Source organism: Belnapia sp. (assembly GCF_059504005.1).
This window is the reverse complement of record NZ_JCACHU010000133.1, coordinates 21852-27851: the sequence shown is the minus strand read 5'-3', so window position 1 is coordinate 27851 and position 6000 is coordinate 21852. Positions and strand designations below refer to the sequence as shown.

Genomic DNA, 6000 nt, shown 5'->3' with positions numbered 1-6000 from the left:
AGGATCCCTCAATCAACGCCGTGCAGCAGCAAACTTTGCCAACCTAGTTTTTTTCGAATCAACGCTGATGACCGGTGCGCCCGCAGCCTCGAACCGTCGGCGCTCTTCAGCGATGTGCTCAAACTGCGCATTGCGTTCAGGCGCGCTGCGCGTCTCACCGCATCTGGTATTGGCCTTCGGCGAGTAGCCGAGCTCACGCAGCAGCCGGGCCACTGTTGGTCGGCTCGCCGGGTGGCCTGCAGCGCTTAGCGCTTCGCTGAGTTGTCGCAGCGAGCGGCGCTTGCCTTTGGTGCGCTTCCCCATGGGATCACCGGCTGTCTCAGGCTCCAGCAGGTTTTCCAGTGCCGTGGTGAGCCCAGCATCCTGCCTTTCACGTGCCGGGCGCCCGGCGCCTTGGCGTCGAATGCGCTCCGGTGTACGGTCCGCCAGGCCAGAGGCCAGTTCGCGCTGGCCACGCGCGATGGTGTGCCGGTCCAGCCCCGTGATCTCGGCAAGCCGTTGCACTCCGCCGTGACCTTGGCGGGTGGCCTCAACGGCGGCAAACCAGCGACGCTGCTGCTCATCCAGGCGGCTGATCAGCAGGTTGATCTGCCGATGCAGCAGCTGATCGGGATGGGGCTGGCGTGAGCGACAGGCAGCGCAGCCGCACTGATGTAGAACAGAGGCAGCCATGATCACCTCCGCGCCAAGGTCGTGGGACGCGATGCCGATTCTACCGCACCTGCCCGGTAAACCTGGGAAAATTATTGCGTGCCGTGCCCCTAGTCTGAAGAGGGCAGCGCACCGGCTTAGCAGCCGCGCAATTACGCGCTTCGCCGTTCTTCAGCTGATCGAATCGGGCACCAAAAGGAACAGAATGACTAAAATTCGGAGCAACGCTCATTGGGCGAGACAAGCACTAGTGCAGAACGATGGACGCAAAATTTATACTTCCCATAGGACGCTTTTCGTTGTACAGAACGAACGGCAAGTTGTGGGAGTCTTAGCCGGGGCCACCCGCAGGCATGCCTTCTGGAAACTAAAAAGGGCATTGACCCGTGATTTGTTGGCCTGCCTGGACCGGGATGCGAAACGGCCACCTGACCGCCGCCGTCCTCTGCCTAATGCTCATGACAGCTAGCTGCGCTCGGCCTTCGGTGCCGTCCGATGCAACTGCCGTTCCATTAAAAAACAACAATTCCGAGTACTTGATCGGACCTGGAGACACTTTGAGCGTGTTTGTGTTCCGGTCTCCGGAGCTCAGTTCTACTGAGTTGACCGTGCGCCCGGACGGTCGGTTGTCGACCCCCCTCGTGCCGGAAATTCAAGCCGCCGGCCGAACACCCATCCAGCTCGCGCGCGAGATTGAGGAGCGGCTGAAGCGCTACGTCCTCGAACCGGCGGTTACGGTGATGGTAAAATCTTTCGTTGGCCAACCGAACCAGCAGATCCGCGTGATTGGTGAAGCAGCCCAGCCCATGAGCATGCCGTACCGGGATGGTATGAGCGTGCTCGATGTCATGATCGAGGCAAAAGGCCTGACCCGCTACGCCGCCGGCAACCGCGCCGAGATTATCCGCCGTGGCCCGGCCGGCCAGCCGGTTGAGACGATCCGGGTCCGTCTATCCGATCTGCTGCGAGACGGGGACGTGTCTCAGGACGTGTTGCTGCGGCCAGGCGATACCCTGGTAATTCCCAGCAGCTGGTTCTAGTGCCATGCAAGTGCCAATCCTGGGACAGATCCGACGTTACGCCGCAGCGGGATGGCGTAAGCGCTGGTGGGCTCTGGCGGCGACGTGGCTGGTCTGCCTCGTTGGCTGGGGCGTTGTCTACGCTCTGCCCAATCAGTACCAGTCCCGCGCCCGGATTTTCGCCGATGCCGATGCGGTGCTCGGCTCCTTGCTCCGCGGGATCGCGCTCGACAGCTCGCCGGCCAGCCAGGTGGAAACCCTGCAGCGCACGTTGCTCAGCCGCCCCAATCTCGAGCTGATCGTTGATCGCACCAGGCTACGCGAGCGCATCGACAGCGGCGCCGAGCGCGAAGCCCTGGTGCAGCGCTTGGGGCGTGACATTCGCCTGACGAGCTATGCCCGGAACCTCTTCAGCGTTGAATACCGCGACCGGGATCCGGAGGTGGCGTTTGAAGTGGTGAGCAAAGCTGTCCAGATCTTCGTCGAGGCGGCCACCGCCACCGACCGCGAGCAGTACTTCAAAGCTCGCCAGTTTCTCGAAGAGCAGATCGCGCTCTACGAAGGGCGGATGCGCGAGGCGGAGCAGCGGCGCGCCACTTTTCGGGCGCAGTACATCGATCTCCTGCCGTCGGAAACCGGTGGCGCCTCGCGGCTCGAGGCCGGCCGGGTTCGGGTGCGCCAACTCCAGGGTGAGCTGCAAGATGCACGCAAGCGCCGCGATCTGACGCGTCAGCAGCTGGACGCGCAACCGCCGACCCTGTCCGCCGAGGCGGCCGCGGCGTTTGAGGGCGGCGGAAGCCGCCTGGCCGAGGCGGAGCGGCAGCTGCGTGAGCTGCGCCTGCGCTATACGGAGCAGCATCCCGATGTTGCCACCGCCCGGGCCCTGCTTGCCGATCTGCGGGCCAATGGTGGTGGGGCGGCGCCACGGCGTGCTCCCGGGGTGCGGACCGGTACCAACCCCTTGTATGAGCAGCTGAAGGTCCGGCTGGTAGATGCGGACTCCCAGGTCGCGTCCCTCGAGCGGCAGCTGCAGGACAGCGAGTCCGAGGTGGAGCGCCTGGAAGCGGCCCTGCGCGGCGAGCCGGAAGTGCAAGCACAATTCCTGAACCTCGACCGCGATTACACCGTGCTGCGGCGGAACCTTGAGGAGCTGCTCACGCGCCGAGAGTCGGTACGGATTGCCGATGCGGCGCGCACCGGCTCGGACCGGGTGCAGCTTGAGGTCGTGGATCCGCCGTCCCTGCCAACGGTGCCCTCGGGGCCAAGCCGTCGGCTGTTCAATGCGGTTGTGCTGCTGCTCGGCTTTGGGGCAGGTGGGGCTTTCGGTTTCCTGCTCGTGCAGGTCGACAGCAGCTTCTACTCCATTCAGGACCTGCGCCGGATCGGACTGCCGGTGCTGGGCGGCATTTCGGCGCAGCGCCGTCACCCCGCTGAGCGCATGCGCTCGGTCGTGATGTTCAGTGTCGCCTGTCTTCTTCTACTCACTGTCTTTGGAGCGGTGCTCATCGGGCCCGCACTTCTCGCCGGAGTGGTCCTTGCATGAGCCCTCCGCCCCCGACGCCCCACTTAGTTGAGCGTGCCGTCGAAGCCATGGGTGGCCTCGTTGGTTTGCGCGCCGCGCCCGAGCCGGCGCGACCGGAACCGCTCAGCCGCATAGCACCACCGCGACCCGTCGTTGAGCGCGTCACGCCGAGCATCGCGCCCATCGGGGACGGAACGGCGCCGCTGACCGGGCCTAGCCCTGACCAGGCCGTGCCGGACCAGACGCCGCCCGCGGTGGCGGCCCCACGGCCCAAGGTCGATCTGCCGGCGCTGCGGCGGGCCGGGCTGGCCGCGCTGCCAGGATATTCGCGCAGCCGGATCTCCGAGGAGATCACCATCGTGCAACACCAGGTGCTGCGCACAATGCGCGCCGCGATCGCGGCCGAGGACGGCAATAGCCGGAACAGCCGGGTCGTTCTGGTCACCAGCGCCCGCCCGGGCGAGGGCAAAACTTATTGTGCGCTCAACATCGCCGTGAGTCTTGCGGCCAGTGGCGCGGTGCCGGTTGTCCTGATTGATGCCGATGGTAAGGCGGGTGGTCTGAGCGACCTGTTGAGCCTCAGCGACCAACCCGGTCTTCGGGCGCTGGCCACCAACCTGCGTCAGCCACCCAGGGTGGCCTTGGTCGACACCGAGGTGTCTCAGCTCCTGATCCTGCCCTTTGGAGCGCAGCCTCAGTCCAGCGCCGCGGCGACTGTACCGGCCATCGCTACCCTCGCCGCGGCCGTGGAGCGCATGGCCGCGGCGCTGCCCGAGCACATCCTGATCGTGGATGCCCAACCTTGCCTGGCGAGCAGCGACTCGGCCACCCTCGCCTCCATCGCGGGGCAGGTTTTGATGGTGGTTGAGGCCGAGCGAACCGCGCGTAGCGAGGTCGAGGCCGCGCTCGACATGGTCGATGCCTGCCAGACGCTGCAGCTCGTGCTGAACAAGGTGCGGCTGAGCGGCAATGACACCTTCGGGGCTTATACGCCTCCCCACGGCCATGTTCGGGGCAGTTCACCCCCACGCGCCATGGCCTGCCTACTGGCGGCGACCGCGCTGTGGGCCGCAGCCTCCGTTTGGCCGGCGGTGGCCCAGACTCTGTCGGCGGAACCCGCAGGGGCAGCCGCTTCAGCCACATCCTCGGCGGCTCCTGCGGCAGCAGCAGACTCCGACACCGCCCCCTCGCCTTTTCCTGCCTTTCCGCTGGCCCCTTCCAACGTTACGGATCGATTGCAGCAGGGTCGCCTCTTCCAGCGGACGACCGAGGGAGCCGCGGTGGGTGAAGGCGGCTTGGCTTCCGGGCTCTTGCCCGGCGGGGTGACCGGCACGCCAGGCTCTACACTTTTCGGTGCGGCTGTTCCGCCCGCTGCCACTGCTGGCCGCAAACATGTGCTGGCCCCGAGCCTGGGCTTCAACCTGCTCGCTACGGACAACATCAATCAAACCGGCACCGACCGCCGGTCTGAATTCGGCACCATCATCACCCCGGCACTGTTCGCCAGCACCGACACGCTCGCCCTTCGGGGTACGCTGAACTACGCGCCGGTCATCCAATTCTATGTCCCGGATTCCGATCAGAACCGGGTGGACCATCGGTTGAATGGCCAGGCTGTCGCGGCGCTCCTGCCACAGACGCTGTTCCTTGACGTGCGGGCGACGGCCGCGACCTTCGCACCCTCTGGCACCTTCGGCGCCAGCGGCACGGCGCCGGTCACCACCCGCAGCGACAGCGCGCAGACCTATAGTGGCCAAATCTCCCCCTATCTGGTTCATCGCTTCGGCGGGCTGGCGACCGTGTCACTCGGCTACGCCTTCCTGTTCGGCTCGCAGAGCGGCTCCACCAACACCCTGCCGGGACAGTCCCAGCCCTTCTTTCAGCCGCAGAGCTACACCGCGCAGCAGGGCTACCTCGTCGCGCGGACTGGGGAGGATTTTGGCCGCTTCGCGCTGGAGGCGCGGGCGAGCGGCACTGTCTTTACGGGCACCAGCATCTATGATGGCGCCCACCGCACCATCGGCACGGTTGAGGCGCGCTACGCGGTGCTGCGCAGCGTCGCCGTCCTGGCCGAGATCGGCTACCAGGACGAGGAATTCGCCACGACACCGCGCTTCCGCTATGTCGGGCCGGTTTGGTCGGCGGGCCTGCGGTTCGCGCCAACGCCGGACACCTATGTCATCGCCAAATACGGCGAGCGCAGCGGCTACCCGGCCGCCTATGTCAATGCCGTTGTCCCGCTGGGGACACGGACGACCCTCTACACCACCTATGTCGAAGCCCTCAGCACCGCGCTGATCCGGACGCAGGATCTTCTGGCCACCACCACGCTCGACGCGCTCGGCAACCCGGTCGACCAAACCACCGGCGCGCCGGTGAGCTATGCCGACAGCTTTCTGGCAACCCAGAGCGGAGTGTTTCGGTCACGCAGACTGAATGCTTTGGTCAGTCAAAACTGGCCGCGTGATACCGTCACCCTGGGCGTCGGGTACCAGCAGCTAATCCCGGTTGCTGCGGCTCCCGGCACGCAAGTCTTCGGGCAGCGCGGTCCATCGGTGAGCGCCGGCTGGTCACGTGAGGTGTCGCCACGCACCCAGGTTGCAGGCTATCTGCAATATGGCCGGACTTTCTCCGACTTCCCCGGTGGGGATGGCACTGTGGTCACCGCGCAGGCGACGCTTCGCTATCGGTTCACCGAGCGCCTCATCGGCACGGCCTTGTATCGCCTGACCAACCGCAGTGCCTATGATGCGACGGGCAACAGCCTGCAAAATCTCTTCCTGGTCGGTCTGCAGGTGAGCCTCTAGC

The 6000-nt window shown here is 65.7% G+C and carries 4 protein-coding genes; 3 read left to right on the top strand and 1 reads right to left on the bottom strand.

Annotated features, from left to right (window positions below; all coding sequences use genetic code 11):
* Positions 1–12: 12 nt before the first annotated feature.
* The gene (locus tag AC5JJ1_RS17805) at positions 13–672 is read right to left on the bottom strand and encodes an ISAzo13-like element transposase-related protein (RefSeq protein ID WP_495786449.1); all 660 of its coding nucleotides are present in this window, start codon (positions 670–672) and stop codon (positions 13–15) included.
* Between the two features lie 392 nt (positions 673–1064).
* Between AC5JJ1_RS17805 and AC5JJ1_RS17800 the strand changes: the two genes are divergently transcribed.
* The 3 genes from AC5JJ1_RS17800 to AC5JJ1_RS17790 all read left to right on the top strand — a co-directional run bounded on the left by AC5JJ1_RS17800 (position 1065) and on the right by AC5JJ1_RS17790 (position 5999).
* The gene (locus AC5JJ1_RS17800; RefSeq protein ID WP_495786448.1) at positions 1065–1691 is read left to right on the top strand and encodes an XrtA/PEP-CTERM system exopolysaccharide export protein; all 627 of its coding nucleotides are present in this window, start codon (positions 1065–1067) and stop codon (positions 1689–1691) included.
* Positions 1692–1695: 4 nt separating this feature from the next.
* Entirely contained in the window at positions 1696–3213 is a 1518-nt protein-coding gene (locus tag AC5JJ1_RS17795; protein WP_495786447.1) for an XrtA system polysaccharide chain length determinant, read from the top strand.
* 209 nt (positions 3214–3422) lie between these two features.
* A complete protein-coding gene (locus AC5JJ1_RS17790) occupies positions 3423–5999 on the top strand; it encodes a TIGR03016 family PEP-CTERM system-associated outer membrane protein (protein WP_495786446.1) in 2577 nt (858 codons plus the stop codon).
* The last annotated feature ends 1 nt before the right edge of the window (position 6000 follow it).